Origin of the sequence: Curtobacterium ammoniigenes NBRC 101786 (assembly GCF_001571045.1) — a bacterium.
Lineage (GTDB): Bacteria > Actinomycetota > Actinomycetes > Actinomycetales > Microbacteriaceae > Curtobacterium > Curtobacterium ammoniigenes.
In genome coordinates, this window is record NZ_BCSV01000003.1 from 335,604 (window position 1) to 349,659 (window position 14,056).

Consider the following 14,056-nt stretch of genomic DNA (forward strand, 5'->3'; position numbering starts at 1 on the left):
AGTACGGTTGAAGGGTGACTCACGCGCTGTTCTCCCCGATGACGCTCCGCTCGCTCACCGTTCGCAACCGCCTCTGGGTGTCTCCGATGTGCCAGTACTCGGTCGAGCGGCGGGACGGGGTTCCCACACCGTGGCACCTCGTGCACCTCGGATCCTTCGCACGGGGCGGGGCCGGAGCCGTCATCGCCGAGGCGACCGCGGTCCTCCCGGAAGGCAGGATCAGCCCGCAGGATCTCGGGCTCTGGAACGACGAGCAGGCCGACGCGTTCCGCCCGATCATCGAGTTCATCCACAGTCAGGGCGCCGCAGCGGGCGTGCAGCTCGCGCACGCAGGACGCAAGGGATCGACGTTCCGCACCTGGTCACCGGACCAGGGCAGCGTGCCGGTCGACGCCGGAGGCTGGGAGACGGTCGCGCCGAGCGCGGTCGCCTTCCCGGGGTATGCGACGCCGCAGGCCCTCGACGATGCAGGCATCGCAGGGGTGATCCGCGCCTTCGCCGATGCTGCCCGCCGCGCTGTGACAGCCGGGTTCGACCTCGTCGAGGTCCACGCGGCGCACGGATACCTTCTGCACCAGTTCCTCTCGCCGTTGTCGAACCACCGGGAGGACGCCTACGGCGGCTCGCTCGAGAACCGAGCCCGGCTCCTCCTCGAGGTGATTTCAGCGATTCGGGATGCGGTCGGCCCAGGGCTCCCCGTCCTCGTCCGGTTCTCGGCCACCGACTGGGTGCCCGATGGATGGACGATCGACGAGACGGTCCAGGTCTCGCGGTGGGCGGCTGACCGCGGTGCCGATCTCGTCGATGTCTCGTCCGGCGGCAACGTCGCGTCCGCCCCGATCCCGGTCGGTCCTGGATATCAGGTGCCGTTCGCGACCCAGGTCCGGGAACAGGCCGGGGTGCCGACGGCCGCCGTCGGGATGATCTCGGATCCGTTCCAGGCGGAGCAGATCGTGGCCACCGGGCTCGCGGACGTCGTCCTGGCCGGTCGGGCGTTCCTCCGCGATCCGAACTTCCCGCTTCGCGCCGCCGCAGCACTCGGCCTGGACGCGGACTTCGGTCCGCAGCAGTACCACCGGGCGCCGATCACGGCGCGGTGAGCACCGACGGTACGATAGGCGGCACCGTGGACGATCCTCCGAGTCATCAGCCCACCGCTTCCAGGCGATCATGAGCGCAGTCTCCGTGCTCATGCTGATCGGCGGTGTCCTGCTGACGCTCGGCACCGGGGTGTTCGTCGCGAGTGAGTTCGCCCTCGTCAACCTCGATCGAGCCGATCTGGAGGCGCGGCGCGAGCGCGGCGAATCCGGCCTCAGTCCGATCATCGGTGCGTTGCGTCGCACGTCGACACACCTCTCGAGCGCGCAGCTCGGGATCACCCTGACCACCCTGCTCACCGGATTCCTCCTGGAACCGTCAATCGGCAAGCTGCTGGGCGGCCCGCTCGGCCGGACGCCGCTCTCACCCACCGCAGCAGACGCGATCGGGTCGATCCTCGCGCTCGTCATCGCCACCCTGCTGTCGATGCTGCTCGGCGAACTGGTGCCGAAGAACTTCGCACTCGCACTCCCCATCCCGACGGCGAAACTGGTCGTGCCGCTGCAGGTGGGCTTCACCGCGGTGTTCCGGCCTGCTGTGTCGCTCCTCAACGGCACCGCGAACGTCGTGCTCCGCGGCATCGGCGTCGAGCCGCAGGAGGAACTCTCCGGGGCGCGCAGCGCTGAAGAACTGACGAGCCTGCTCCGTCGCTCGGCGCTCGAGGGTCTGCTCGAGGCCGACACCGCGACCCTCCTCACCCGAACGCTCGCATTCGCCGAGCGCTCCGCCGGCGACCTCATGACACCCCGCCCGCGCGTCAGCATGATCGGCGTCGGTGCGTCCGCCTCGGAGGTCCTCGCCCTCACGATCCGGACCGGATTCAGCCGGTTTCCGGTCATCGACGACGACGCGGACGACATCGTGGGCATCGTGCACGTCAAGCAGGCGGTCGCGGTACCCCGGGACCGCCGCGACGACGTGCCGGTCGGCGCGATCATGACCGACGCCGAACGCGTCCCGGAGACCATGCCGGGCGACCTCCTGCTCGCCGAGCTCCGCGGTCGCGGCTACCAGATGGTCATCGTGGTGGACGAGTACGGCGGGACTGCCGGTGTCGTGACGCTCGAGGATCTCGTCGAGGAACTCGTCGGCGAGGTGTCTGACGAGCACGACCGGGCGCGGATCGACGTCGTCCGATCGCGCGGATGGCTGACGTTCCCTGGACTGCTTCGACCGGACGAGCTGGAGGACCGTGCGGGCGTCCGCGTCCCGGAGAGCGCCGCCTACGAGACGATCGCCGGCTTCCTGATGGCGCAGCTCGGGCGGCTGCCGGCGGTCGGCGATGAGATCACCATCGACGGCGGTGTGTTTCGGGTCGAGCGGCTCGACGGTCGTCGCGTCGATCGGATCCGGTGGACTCCCGCACCGGACGCCGCGGAGGGCACCGCGGCCAAGGGCACCACGACGAACACGGAGTCGGCATCGTGAGCGACGCCGCGGGAATCATCTGGCTCGTCGTTCTGCTCCTCGGGAACGCGTTCTTCGTCGCCGCGGAGTTCGCGGTGATCTCCGCACGACGATCCCAGATCGAGCCGCGAGCCGACGCCGGATCCCGAGCCGCGCAGCGCACGATCTGGGCGATGGAGCACGCGACGCTCATGCTCGCGACGACGCAGCTCGGGATCACCGTCTGCTCGCTGCTCATCCTCAACGTGTCCGAGCCCGCGATCCACCACCTCCTCGGCGCACCGCTCGCGCTCACCGGCTGGAACGAAGACGTGATCGTCACGGTCGCGTTCGTCGTGACCCTCGTGATCGTCTCGTTCCTGCATGTCGTCTTCGGCGAGATGGTGCCGAAGAACCTTGCGTTCGCGATGCCGGATCGCGCGGCGCTCGCACTCGTGCCGACGCTGTTCTTCATCGCGAGGGGGCTCGGCTGGGCGAGCGCGTTCCTGAACATGCTCGCGAACGCCGTGCTGCGAGCATTTCGCGTCGAGCCCAGGTCCGAGGCGGTCTCCGCCTACACAGTCGACGAGGTGCAGACGATCGTCGAAGAGTCCCGTCGTGCCGGCGTGCTCGCTGGCGGCACCGGCACGCTCGACCTCGCGTTCGAGTTCACGACCAAGCGTGTCGAGGACGTCGCGGTGCCGATGCCCGGACTTGTCACACTCCCAGAGGACGCGACACCGGCTGACGTCGAGCGGGCCGTCGCCCAGCATGGGTTCTCCCGATACGTCCTGATCGGGCCGAGCGGCGAGCCGACCGGCTACGTGCACGTCAAGGACGTCATCGATCTCCGGACGGACGAGTACGACGATCCGGTGCCGCCGAAACGCATCCGGCAGCTGATCTCGCTCTACACGCAGATGGAGCTCGAAGACGCGCTCGCGACGATGCGCTCCGCCGGTCGGCATCTCGCTCGCGCGTTCGACGCGAACGGGGCGACAACCGGGGTGCTCTTCCTCGAGGACATCCTCGAAGAACTGGTCGGCGAGGTCGAGGACGCGACGCGGCGACACTGACGTGCCGCGCGCCTCCCGCCTGGACCGGTCGGACAGGGTCACGGCTCACCAGGAGGCCGGAAGCGGCTTGCCCTCCTCGTAGCCGGCTGCGGACTGGATGCCGACCAGGGCGCGATCGGCGAACTCCGCGATCGAGCGTGCGCCCGCGTACGTCGCCGAACTGCGGACGCCGGTCGTGATCATGTCGAGCAGGTCCTCGACGCTCGGACGCTCCGGGTCGAGGTAGATGGTGGACGACGAGATGCCCTCGGCGAAGAGCGCCTTCCGGGCCCGCTGGAACGGGTCGAGCCGCTCGAATCGCTCGCGAACGGCTTTCGCGCTCGCCATGCCCCAGCTCTCCTTGTACGCCCGACCGTCGCGGTCGCGCCGCAGCACGCCCGGCGCTTCCAGCGTGCCCGCGAACCACGAGCCGATCATGACGCTCGACGCGCCGGCCGCGAGCGCGAGCGCGACGTCGCGCGGATAGCGGACGCCACCGTCGGCCCACACATGCGCGCCCATCGAGCGCGCGGCGGCGGCAGTCTCGAGGACCGCGGAGAACTGCGGGCGGCCGACGGCGGTCATCATGCGGGTGGTGCACATCGCCCCCGGGCCGACACCGACCTTCACGATCGACGCTCCTGCGCCGACGAGATGATCGACGGCGTCCGCGGTGACGACATTGCCCGCGACGAGCGGGAGTCCGAGCCCGAGCTCCGACACCGTTCGCAGTGCGCGGAGCATGCCCTCCTGATGGCCGTGCGCCGTGTCCAAGACGAGCACATCGACGCCAGCGGCGGCGAGGGCGGTCGCCTTCTCGGCGACATCGCCGTTGATACCGATCGCCGCGGCGACGCGGAGGCGCCCCTGCGCGTCGACAGCAGGCCGGTAGATGTCGGCACGGATCGCACTCGCACGGCTCGTGGTCCCGACGACTCGGCCGTGGCGCATGACCGGCGCGAACGAGACGTCGGCGGCGACGAGCAGGTCGAACACCGACCGCGGCGAGTCGACGTCGTCGGCGTCGATGGCGGTCACGGCGCCGTGCAGCAGGTCGCCGAGCGTCGCGTCCTCCCCCGCGCTCCCGAGTCGTTCGGCCGGAACACATCCGAGGTAGTCGCCGGCGGCATCGCGCACGACGACCCCGAAGTCGTGGGTGGGGAGCAGCTGCGTGAGCGCCTCGGCCACCGTGGTGTCCGCGGTGAGCTCGAAGGCGGTGTCGAACGCGACGGGCTGTGCCTTCACCCATCGGATCGCGGCATCGAGATCCTGCAGGTGCATGTCTTGGGGAAGGACCCCGAGGCCTCCGCGCCGTGCGAGGGTCGCCGCGAGCCGCGGACCCGTCACCGAGTTCATGTTCGCGCTGACGATCGGAATGGTCGCTCCGGTTCCGTCCGCTGGTGCGAGATCGACGTCGAAGCGGCTCGTGACGCCCGAGCGCGACGGCACGAGGAACACGTCTGAGTAGGTCAGATCGTGCGACGGCCGGGTCTCGTAGAACCTCATGCCGCAACCGTACTGCGGACGCGACACCCCCGTCCTCGTCTGACCGTCGTCCGCGTGCGCAGCGACTAGTCTTGACCGGTGCGTGCAGGGCTGCATGCACGTGCACGAGGAACAATCGACGGAGAGTGGGCGATCGGCTGTGTCGAGCCATCTGACCGGGACATCGGACGAGACCGCGAACGAATTCGGCGCCAACGAGTGGCTCGTCGATGAACTGTACGAACAGTTCCTCGCCGACCGGAACTCCGTGGACAAGTCGTGGTGGCCGGTGCTCGAGAGCTACCACCGCACCCAGACGACCACCGCGAGCGCTCCAACCGCACCCGCCGCGCCGACGGCGCCCAGCGCCGGTGCCGCACCGCAAACCGCTGGCGGCCAGCCTGCGACCGCCCCGCTCCAGGCGCGGACCACCTCGAAGCAGCCCTCGCCGCAGCCCATCCCCGCGCAGGCGAACGACACCCGGTCCGAGTCGACCGAGACCCGCGAAGACGTCGCGACGCCGCTCCGCGGCATGGCCAAGACCCTCGCCTCGAACATGGACGCCTCGCTCACCGTCCCGACGGCGACCAGCGTTCGCACGATCCCCGCGAAGCTCCTCATCGACAACCGCATCGTGATCAACAACCACCTCCGGCGCTCGCGCGGCGGGAAGGTGTCGTTCACGCACCTGATCGCCTGGGCCATGGTGCAGGCGCTGCAGGAGTTCCCCTCGCAGAACGTGTTCTACGAGGAACGCGACGGCAAGCCGTTCGTCGTGACCCCCGCGCACGTGAACCTCGGCATCGCGATCGATGTCCCCAAGTCGGACGGCACCCGCGCGCTGCTCGTCCCGAGCATCAAGCAGGCGGAGACCCTCACGTTCGGGCAGTTCCTCGCTGCCTACGAGGACCTCGTCAAGCGGGCGCGCGACAACAAGCTGACCCCCCAGGACTTCGCCGGAACCACGATCTCCCTGACCAACCCGGGAGGCATCGGTACCGTTCACTCCGTGCCTCGCCTCACGAAGGGCCAGGGCTCGATCATCGGCGCGGGAGCGCTCGAGTACCCCGCGCAGTTCCAAGGCTCCGCAGAGAAGACGCTCGTCGAGCTCGGTGTCGGCAAGACCATCACCCTGACCTCGACGTACGACCATCGCGTGATTCAGGGCGCCGGCTCGGGTGAGTACCTGAAGAAGGTGCACGAGCTCCTGATCGGCCAGCGCGGCTTCTACGAGGGCGTGTTCGCCGCGCTCCGCATCCCGTACAAGCCGATCCAGTGGGCTTCGGACATCAACGTCGACCTCTCGTCGCGCGTCAACAAGACTGCACGCGTCCAGGAGCTCATCAACAGCTTCCGCGTGCGCGGCCACCTCATGGCCGACATCGATCCGCTCGAGTACCGCCAGCGCACCCATCCCGACCTCGAGATCGAGAATCACGGCCTGACCTTCTGGGATCTCGACCGCGAGTTCGTGACCGGCGGTCTCGGCGGCACCACGTCCCTCCCGCTCCGCGACATCCTCGGGATCCTGCGCGACTCGTACTGCCGAACGGTCGGCATCGAGTACATGCACATCCAGGACCCGGAGCAGCGCCGATGGATGCAGGAGCACGTCGAGGTCAAATACCAGAAGCCGTCGAAGGATGAGCAGCTGCGTATCCTCGGTAAGCTGAACCAGGCGGAGGCGTTCGAGACCTTCCTGCAGACGAAGTACGTCGGTCAGAAGCGGTTCTCGCTCGAAGGCGGCGAGTCGACGATCGCCTTCCTCGACACGCTGATCCAGCACGCAGCCTTCGGCGGCCTCACGGAGGTCGTCGTCGGGATGGCGCACCGGGGCCGGTTGAACGTCCTCACAAACATCGCGGGGAAGACCTACGGTCAGATCTTCCGCGAGTTCGAGGGCACCCAGATCCCTGGGCAGGTTGCCGGCCACGGTTCCGGCGATGTCAAGTACCACCTGGGGACCGAGGGCACGTTCCGATGCACCGGCGGCACGACGATCCCGGTGACGATCGCGGCCAACCCGTCGCACCTCGAAGCGGCGGATGGCGTTCTCGAGGGCATCGTGCGCGCGAAGCAGGACCGCACGCCGAAGGGCACCTACGGTGTGCTTCCCGTCCTCGTCCACGGCGATGCCGCGATGGCCGGCCAGGGCGTGGTCGTCGAGACGTTCCAACTGTCGCAGCTCCGCGGGTACACGACCGGCGGCAGTGTGCACCTCGTGATCAACAACCAGATCGGCTTCACCACGTCGCCCTCCGACGCGCGGACCTCCGTGTACTCGACGGATGTGGCGAAGACGATTCAGGCACCGATCTTCCATGTGAACGGTGACGACCCGGAGGCGGTGGCGCGCGTTGCGGAGCTCGCCTTCGCCTATCGCGAGCGGTTCCACCGCGATGTCGTGATCGACCTCGTCTGCTACCGCCGTCGTGGCCACAATGAGGGCGACGACCCCTCGATGACGCAGCCGCTCATGTACAACCTCATCGAGGCGAAGCGGTCGGTGCGGACTCTCTACACCGAGGCACTCGTCGGGCGTGGGGACATCACGCAGGACGAGTACGAGCAGGCGCACCGCGACTTCCAGGATCAGCTCGAGCGCGCGTTCGCGGAGACGCACGAGGCGCAGACCGGCACGATCCCGGTCGTCTCGCCGGACGGCGGCGCCGTCGGCGACCTGGAGCGTCCGTCGTCGCAGCGCGATGACACTACGCAGACCGGCCACGACACCGCCGTGTCCGAGGAGTTCATCCGCATGGTCGGCGACGCGCACGCGAACGCCCCGGCGGGCTTCACCGTGCACCCCAAGCTGCAGCAGCTGCTGCAGAAGCGCACCGAGATGACCCGCTCCGGCGGCATCGACTGGGCGATGGGCGAACTCCTCGCCATCGGGTCGCTGCTCGTGGAGGGCAAGCCGGTCCGTCTTGCCGGCCAGGATTCGCGCCGAGGCACCTTCGTGCAACGGCAGGCCGTGTTCCACGACCGTGAGAACGGTCAGGAGTGGCTGCCGCTCGCGAACATCGCGGAGGGGCAGGCCCGGCTCTATATCTACGATTCCCTGCTCAGCGAGTACGCAGCGCTCGGTTTCGAGTACGGCTACTCGGTCGAGCGGCCCGAGGCGCTGACCATGTGGGAGGCGCAGTTCGGTGACTTCGCCAACGGCGCGCAGACGATCATCGACGAGTTCATCTCGTCGGCGGAGCAGAAGTGGGGCCAACGGAGCGGACTGGTGATGCTCCTCCCGCACGGGTACGAAGGGCAGGGGCCCGATCACTCGTCCGCGCGCATCGAGCGCTACCTGCAGCTCTGCGCCGAGGACAACATGGTCGTCGCGCGTCCATCGACGCCCGCGTCGCACTTCCACCTGCTGCGTCGGCAGGCGTACGCACGGCCGCAGAAGCCGCTCATCGTGTTCTCGCCGAAGGCGATGCTCCGCATGCGGCAGGCGACGTCGGCGGTGTCGGACTTCACGTCCGGGTCGTTCCGCGAAGTCATCGACGACGATCGGATCGCCGACAAGGGCTCGATCCGTCGGATCGTCCTGCACTCGGGCAAGATCCACTGGGATCTCGTGTCGGAGGCGGAGCGCCGCTCCGTCACGGATGTCTCCTTCGTCCGTGTGGAGCAGCTCGCGCCGCTCCCGATCGAGCAGATCCTCGGAATCGTGAACGCTTCGCCGGATGCTGAGCTCGTCTGGGCCCAGGAGGAACCGGAGAACCAGGGCGCCTGGCCGTTCGTGTTCATGAACCTGAGCCCGCATCTCGGCGGACGCCCGCTGGGTGTCGCCGCCCGGCCTGCGAGTGCGGCTCCGGCGTCCGGATCCGCGAAGGTCAGCGCGAACGAGGCCGCGGCCGTGATTGCGGCTGCGATCGGCTGAGCTCGATCACGCGGCCTGGCAGCGACGTCAGGAACGCTGGCGTCGCTGCCGGACCGACGGGCGATGCCGTTCCCGCCGCACGTCGACGCGGTCCGTCGGGCGCCCCCGGCTACGCGAGCTTGGTGTACCGGACCCCAGCTTCGTGGTAGCCGCGCTTCTGGTAGAACCGGTGCGCGGAGTCGGTCGCCGCTGCAGACACCGCGCTGAGACGACGAGCCCCCTGCTCCCGGGCCCAGGACTCGAAGATCGCGAGCAACGCGGATCCGGTGCCTGCGTGTCGTGCGTCGTCGCGGACGACGAGCAGCAGCAGTTGCGCGGTCGGCTCGTCGGCGCTGTACGCCCACGTCACCTGCGCGCCGGACACCGATGAGACACGCCCCGAGTCGTCGCGCGTCACCCAGGTTCGATGGCCCGCCGCAGGCGTCAGCCGCTCGAGCCGCCGACGCATCGCAGCGCTGTCCACGTCGTAGCCGAGCGTGCGCACCAACGCCGTGACGTCGTCGACATCGTCGTCCGACCAGACCGAGATCGCTTCGACGGCAAGAGTCATGAAATCGACCCTAGCGGGCCGAATCCGATCCACGAATTCGCGCCCCGACTCGATTGATCAGTGCGTGGACTGTTCGGCACGGATGCGGGCAAGCACCTGGATCCGGAGCGCTTCGGGCGCTTCCTCACGGCAAGCCCGTTTGACCGTCTCCATCAGCACCGCGCCGACGCGGTGCTCTTCGGAGCATTCGACGCAGGTCTCCATGTGCGCCCGAATGTCCGCCACGTCGTCGCCACGCAACTCGTTGTGCAGAAACTCTTCGAGCTCGGCTCGTGCCTTGGCGCAATCGCAGCCGCTCATCGCGCGCTCCTTCCGCTGGTGCCCGCCGGGGCGGACGCGGTGCGCCCTCGGCCGCGCATCGTCGACGTCGACGTCGCGTCCGGAACCACACCGGTTTCTCTCGCATGGTCGGCCAGCAGTCCGCGCAGCAGACGACGGCCACGGTGCAGGCGGGACATCACTGTTCCCACCGGTGTCTTCATGATGTCGGCGATCTCCTGATACGAGAAGCCCTCGACGTCGGCAAAGTAGACGGCCATGCGGAAGTCCTCCGGGATCGCCTGCAACGCGTCCTTCACCGCGGACGACGGGAGGTGATCAATCGCGTCGGCTTCCGCCGACCGGGACGATCCGCCCTGCGTCACGCTCTCGGCGCCACCGAGCTGCCAGTCCTCGAGCTCGTCGATGGTCCCCTGGTAGGGGTTGCGCTGGTTCTTCCGGTAGGTATTGATGAACGTGTTCGTCAGGATGCGGTAGAGCCACGCCTTCAGGTTGGTGCCCTGCCGGAAGCTCCGGAACGCCGCGAACGCCTTGACGAACGTTTCCTGGACCAGATCGGAGGCGTCCGCCGGGTTCCGGGTCATCCGCATGGCCGCGCCGTACAGCTGGTCCATGAACGGGAGCGCCTGGGTCTCGAAGAGGTCGCGGAGCTCGTCCTCCGACACGGTCGTCGCATCCACGACGTCAGCGCCGTCTTCCAGCTCGATCGCGTCGAGTTGCTCTTCGGTGTCGCGCAGGAGCTGCTCGTGCTCCGGCTCACGGTCCTCGGTCATCGCCCGCCAGTCTAGGCGGACGACCCGAGCGAGCATCCCGGCGTCGAACGCGCTGGCCCGCGGCGGTGCGACGGGTGTCGCGAGTGTCATCACCATGTCCCTCCCGGGGTCGGTACTGTTGTGAACCGATGGAGGCCACGCCCAATTCCCGAACGCCCGCGCCCGATTTCTGGGCCGCACCGATCGCGACGCATGCGCTGGCGGGTGATGTGCGCCTCCCAGGGTCGAAGTCGCTGACGAACCGGGAGCTTGTCCTTGCCGCGCTCGCGGACGAGCCGGGGCGCCTGCACCTGCCCCTGTACTCCCGCGATTCCGCGCTCATGATCGATGGTCTGCGCGCCCTCGGCACCGATATCGCTCCGACCGGCGAAGTGGGCCCCTACGGCTCGGACCTGCTGATCACCCCGGGTCCGCTGCGCGGGGACGTCCGCATCGACTGCGGCCTCGCGGGTACCGTGATGCGCTTCCTCCCACCGCTCGCCGCGCTCGCCGTCGGCGACGTCGTGTTCGACGGCGACGACGGTGCACGACGCCGGCCGATGCGACCCGTCATCGATGCCCTCCGCGCGCTCGACGTCGCGTTCCCGGACGACGGGGGCGGCTCGCTCCCGTTCACGGTGCGCGGAACCGGCGCTGTCCACGGTGGCGCGATCGACATGGACGCCAGTGCGTCGTCGCAGTTCGTCTCCGCGCTCCTCCTGTCCGCGCCGCGGTTCACGAACGGACTCGTCCTCCGGCATGTCGGATCACGGCTGCCGAGCATCCCGCACATCGACATGACGATCGCTGCGCTCCGCGCGCGCGGCGTCACCGTCGACGTGCCCGCCTCCGGTGAATGGCATGTCCACCCCGGACCGATCCGCGCACTCGACGTCACGATCGAGCCGGACCTGTCGAACGCCGCGCCGTTCGCGATCGCCGCCCTCGTCGCTGGCGGTCGTGTTCGCATTCGCACCTGGCCGACGCAGACCACGCAGGTCGGCGCCGACCTCGAGACGCTCCTGCCGCGTTGGGGAGCCCGCGTCACGCGCGACGGCGACGATCTCGTGATCGACGGCGGCGATGGCGTCCGCGGCGGCGCAGAACTCCCGGGCGTCGACCTCGACCTCTCTCGCGGTGGGGAGCTCGCACCAGCGATCGTCGCGCTCTGCGCGCTCGCGTCGACGCCGTCGACGATCACCGGCATCGGCCATCTTCGCGGGCACGAGACCGACCGGCTCGCCGCGCTCGCCGCCGATATCAACGGCTTGGGAGGCGCCGTCACCGAACTCGACGACGGCCTGCGCATCGAGCCGCGCCCGCTCCACGGCGGCGGATGGAAGGCGTTCGACGACCATCGCATGGCGACCGCCGGCGCGATCGTCGGACTCGCGGTGCCCGGGGTCGTCATCGACGACATCGGCTCGACCGGCAAGACGCTCCCGCAGTTCCCGGAGCTGTGGGCCGCGCTCGTCGCGGCGACACCCGCGGCGGGCACCGCGCGCGATCGGTGACGAGTCGGCGATGAGCTGGTGGGAAGATACCGACGCGGATGACGACGATGAGCCGTGGGGCGCGTTCGACGAATCCTCGGCGCGGGTGCGCCCGAACCCGAAGGGCTCGCGGCCTCGAACCAAGGTTCGCCCAGCACATCAGGACGCCACACCGGGCTGGGTGACCGGCGTCGACCGGGGTCGATACGCGGTCCTCATCGACCAGGGACTCGCTGGCGCCGACGGCCGCACCGTCGTCGCGACAAAAGCCCGTGAGCTCGGCCGGAAGTCGGTGGTCACCGGCGATCATGTCTCCCTCGTGGGCGACCTGTCCGGCGAGCCGGGCACACTCGCGCGGGTCGTGCGCGTCGCCGACCGAACGACCTTCCTGCGCCGGAGCGCCGACGACACGGATGATGTCGAGCGTGTCATCGTCGCGAACGCCGACCAGCTGCTCATCGTCGTCGCGGCGGCGGATCCCGAGCCGCGCCCTCGCCTCGTGGACCGGTATCTCGTGGCCGCCTTCGACGCCGGCCTCGATCCGATCCTGTGCATCACGAAGACCGATCGCGCCGACCCAGGATCGTTCCTCGATCACTTCGCCTGCCTTGATCTCCGGATCGTGACGAGCGCGCGGGACGCCGTGCCGCTCGACGCCTTCCACACCGTCCTCGACGGTCACGTCACCGTCGCGGTCGGCCACTCCGGTGTCGGGAAGTCGACGCTCGTCAACGCACTGACCGGCGCCGATCGAGCCACGGGCGTGGTCAACGCCGTGACCGGACGCGGACGACACACGTCGTCATCCTCCGTCGCCCTGCGCGTTCGCGACGGCGGCTGGATCATCGATACGCCCGGAGTGCGATCATTCGGCCTCGGTCATATCGACCCGGCGAACGTGTTCCGCGCGTTCGCCGCCCATGCCGTGCCGGTCCGCCCGCCAGCCGACGGGATACCGCTCGCCGAAGCCCACGACTGGGAGATCGTCGATCGCGTCGCCGAGGGCGAGCTCGGACCGACCGGCGTCGAGCGACTGGACTCGTTCCGCGCCCTGCTTACCGCGCTGGGAGAAGACGACCCTGCAACAGAGTGACCGCGTCGAACAACGCGGTCCCGGTGAGCCGATAGGCTCCCCGGTGTGACCGAGTCTCCCGAGAGCCAGTGGGAATCTGACCTCAGTTTCGCGCTGCACCTCGCGGATCTCGCTGATGCCATCAGCCTCGACCGGTATCGCGCTGCCGACCTCCACGTCGACCTCAAAGCCGACAGAACGCACGTGACCGACGCCGACCAAGCCGTCGAGCGTGCACTGCGGGCGGCGCTCGCCGACGCGCGACCGAACGACGCGTTCCTCGGCGAGGAGACAGCGGCCACCGAAGGGAGCCCGGTCGCGGAGCAGGGCGGTCGGCAGTGGATCATCGACCCCATTGACGGGACCGCCAATTATCTCCGCGGCGTTCCGGTCTGGGCCACGCTGATCGCGCTCGTGGACGGCGGCATTCCCCGCGTCGGTGTGGTGAGCGCGCCCGCCCTCGGCCGGCGATGGTGGGCGGCAACCGATGCGGGAGCATGGACGTCTGACTTCCTCGATCCAAGCAACCCGCGCCGGATCCGCGTTTCGGGGATCCGCGAACTGGACCAGGCGTCGCTCAGCTACAACAGCCTCCAGCAGTGGGACGACGCAGCCCGGCTGCCCGCACTCCTCTCGCTCGCCCGGCAGGTCTGGCGCACGCGCGCCTACGGCGACATGTGGTCGTACATGCTCGTCGCCGAGGGCGCCCTCGACATCGCGGGAGAGCCAGACCTCCGACCGTGGGACATGGCAGCCCTCGCGCCGATCGTCGAGGAGGCGGGCGGGCGGTTCAGCTCGCTTGACGGCGAGGAGGGCCCGTGGCACGGGAGCGCCCTGGCCACGAACGGCCACCTGCACAGGGCAGCGCTCGACGGGCTCCGCGGGACGTAAGTCCCGGACTCAGCGCTTGTGCCCCCAAACTGGGGGCATGTCGCTCCGAGCAATCCAAGAACGGTCTGTCGCTCACCTCCGAACCTGAGTTATCGTTAAGCCAAGAAGCTCGGCT

11 protein-coding genes are annotated in these 14,056 nt (G+C 69.0%); 7 read left to right on the forward strand and 4 right to left on the reverse strand.

The annotated features are described in order from the left end of the window. Nucleotides 1-14: 14 nt before the first annotated feature. From CAM01S_RS08565 to CAM01S_RS08575, 3 genes are all read left to right on the forward strand, one after another. Nucleotides 15-1,100 (forward strand): NADH:flavin oxidoreductase/NADH oxidase, encoded by a 1,086-nt coding sequence (locus tag CAM01S_RS08565; protein WP_157071485.1) that lies wholly within the window; start codon nt 15-17, stop codon nt 1,098-1,100. Between the two features lie 70 nt (nt 1,101-1,170). Continuing rightward, nucleotides 1,171-2,526, forward strand: coding sequence for a hemolysin family protein (locus CAM01S_RS08570; RefSeq protein ID WP_066519605.1), 1,356 nt, complete (start codon nt 1,171-1,173; stop codon nt 2,524-2,526). Further along, nucleotides 2,523-3,560, forward strand: a complete 1,038-nt coding sequence (locus tag CAM01S_RS08575; RefSeq protein ID WP_066520013.1) for a hemolysin family protein — start codon at nt 2,523-2,525, stop codon at nt 3,558-3,560. The genes CAM01S_RS08570 and CAM01S_RS08575 overlap by 4 nt, the downstream gene beginning before the upstream one ends. A 45-nt stretch (nt 3,561-3,605) precedes the next feature. Here the strand turns inward: CAM01S_RS08575 and guaB1 are convergent, their stop codons facing one another. Continuing rightward, on the reverse strand, nt 3,606-5,045 hold the full coding sequence (guaB1, locus tag CAM01S_RS08580) for a GMP reductase (RefSeq protein WP_066519611.1): 1,440 nt from the start codon (nt 5,043-5,045) through the stop codon (nt 3,606-3,608). Between the two features lie 139 nt (nt 5,046-5,184). On the opposite strand from guaB1, the gene CAM01S_RS08585 reads away from it, so the two are divergent. Beyond that, nucleotides 5,185-8,904, forward strand: coding sequence for a multifunctional oxoglutarate decarboxylase/oxoglutarate dehydrogenase thiamine pyrophosphate-binding subunit/dihydrolipoyllysine-residue succinyltransferase subunit (locus tag CAM01S_RS08585; RefSeq protein WP_066519614.1), 3,720 nt, complete (start codon nt 5,185-5,187; stop codon nt 8,902-8,904). A gap of 109 nt (nt 8,905-9,013) precedes the next feature. Here CAM01S_RS08585 and CAM01S_RS08590 read toward each other — a convergent pair whose 3' ends face one another. From CAM01S_RS08590 to CAM01S_RS08600, 3 genes are read right to left on the reverse strand one after another with little or no spacing between them, the layout of a single operon-like run. Further along, nucleotides 9,014-9,454: a GNAT family N-acetyltransferase gene (locus tag CAM01S_RS08590; RefSeq protein WP_066519620.1), complete on the reverse strand. Its 441-nt coding sequence runs from the start codon at nt 9,452-9,454 to the stop codon at nt 9,014-9,016. A gap of 57 nt (nt 9,455-9,511) precedes the next feature. Beyond that, nucleotides 9,512-9,754, reverse strand: coding sequence for a zf-HC2 domain-containing protein (locus tag CAM01S_RS08595; RefSeq protein ID WP_066519623.1), 243 nt, complete (start codon nt 9,752-9,754; stop codon nt 9,512-9,514). Next, nucleotides 9,751-10,506, reverse strand: coding sequence for a sigma-70 family RNA polymerase sigma factor (locus tag CAM01S_RS08600; protein WP_083527904.1), 756 nt, complete (start codon nt 10,504-10,506; stop codon nt 9,751-9,753). The genes CAM01S_RS08595 and CAM01S_RS08600 overlap by 4 nt, the downstream gene beginning before the upstream one ends. A 128-nt stretch (nt 10,507-10,634) precedes the next feature. On the opposite strand from CAM01S_RS08600, the gene aroA reads away from it, so the two are divergent. Genes aroA through CAM01S_RS08615 form a run of 3 tightly spaced genes read left to right on the forward strand, consistent with a single transcriptional unit; the run spans nt 10,635 to nt 13,941 of the window. Next, nucleotides 10,635-11,999 carry a 3-phosphoshikimate 1-carboxyvinyltransferase gene (aroA, locus tag CAM01S_RS08605; RefSeq protein ID WP_066519624.1) on the forward strand — a complete coding sequence of 455 codons (1,365 nt, stop codon included), beginning with the start codon at nt 10,635-10,637 and terminating at the stop codon, nt 11,997-11,999. A 10-nt stretch (nt 12,000-12,009) separates the two neighbouring features. Then, the gene (gene rsgA / locus CAM01S_RS08610; RefSeq protein ID WP_066519626.1) at nt 12,010-13,071 is read left to right on the forward strand and encodes a ribosome small subunit-dependent GTPase A; all 1,062 of its coding nucleotides are present in this window, start codon (nt 12,010-12,012) and stop codon (nt 13,069-13,071) included. A 45-nt stretch (nt 13,072-13,116) separates the two neighbouring features. Continuing rightward, nucleotides 13,117-13,941, forward strand: a complete 825-nt coding sequence (locus CAM01S_RS08615) for an inositol monophosphatase family protein (protein ID WP_066519628.1) — start codon at nt 13,117-13,119, stop codon at nt 13,939-13,941. The last annotated feature ends 115 nt before the right edge of the window (nt 13,942-14,056 follow it).